Source organism: Vibrio sp. 1288 (assembly GCF_033344475.1).
Window position 1 is genome coordinate 1 of sequence record NZ_JAWPOX010000145.1, and the last position, 1,068, is coordinate 1,068.

The window sequence follows — 1,068 nt, forward strand, 5'->3', positions numbered from 1 at the left end:
ACTAATTCAAACTGAACCGTGCCCTCACCCGCCACTGCCAACTCGATGGTTTGCGCTTTTTCTTTTGCTGCCGTTTGCGCTTCTTGTGGAGTCGCTACTCGACGTTTATTCGTTTTACCAAATAATTTCGCGTTTAATTCAGACGTTTTCAAAGCCATTTACTGTTTACCCCTGATTTAATGACGGCCAGTTAGAGTGCAATACGCGCTCCAATTCCAATGCGCTTTTGTGAACCGCATCTTGAGCGGTTGCAAGTGTCTTCTTGCCGCCTTCGAAATCACTTACGGTTAAATCAAACACAGTGCTGTAGGTGTCTGCACACGTTTCAAATGCACGGCTACGTGGAATGGTTGCCATCATCACTTGGTCACCAAGCAGATAGTTCATTTCCGTCAATACCGAGACTTGCTTCTTGTTGTCGTCTTCGAACATGGTTGGCATTAGACGAACAAACTCTAAGCCATTCCAATCTTCTGGGAACATCTCATAAACCGTAGGCAAATGCTGGAAGAAGTTAACCGTAGATGCCCAGTCTAGACGTTTTGCCGCACAAGGAATTAACAGTGCATTGGACGCGTACATCGCATTCCAAACCAGAGGGTCGACGTGCGGACCGGTATCAATCATGATGATATCGAAGTCATTCGCAATCTTGTCGATAAGCTGTTCTTTCAATAGACGAACGATATCAAGTGATGGGTCTTCAGACAGCGTTTGCCACGCTTCTGCGTTAAACATAGCATCTTCTGGGAATGCGGAGATTGACTTCAAGTTCGGATATTGCGTCGGCAACAGCACGTTCTTGTGTAAAAATTCGCGGTCGATCTCTACTCCATCAGGCACGTTGCCTAACATGATGTCCACCGCTGAATAAATGTTGTCGTGCTCAGCCACACTGATTTGCGGGTTTAAAAACAGACGTAATGAACCTTGAGGGTCCAAGTCAATCAAACAAATGCGGTAGCGTTTATCTAGGTTAAGCGCCAAACAAGCAGCCAAATGTACGGCCGTCATTGATTTACCCGTACCACCTTTTTGGTTTTGTACGTTGATAATCCATGGTTTATT

General features: G+C 45.5%; 1 protein-coding gene and 1 pseudogene. Both read right to left on the minus strand.

The genetic code is table 11. The annotated features are described in order from the left end of the window. A pseudogene (locus R8O11_RS25200) lies at nt 1-158 on the minus strand (chromosome partitioning protein ParB); the annotation flags it as partial. A gap of 7 nt (nt 159-165) precedes the next feature. Continuing rightward, on the minus strand, nt 166-1,068 hold a 903-nt coding region (locus tag R8O11_RS25205; RefSeq protein ID WP_318194609.1), incomplete at its 5' end, for a ParA family protein.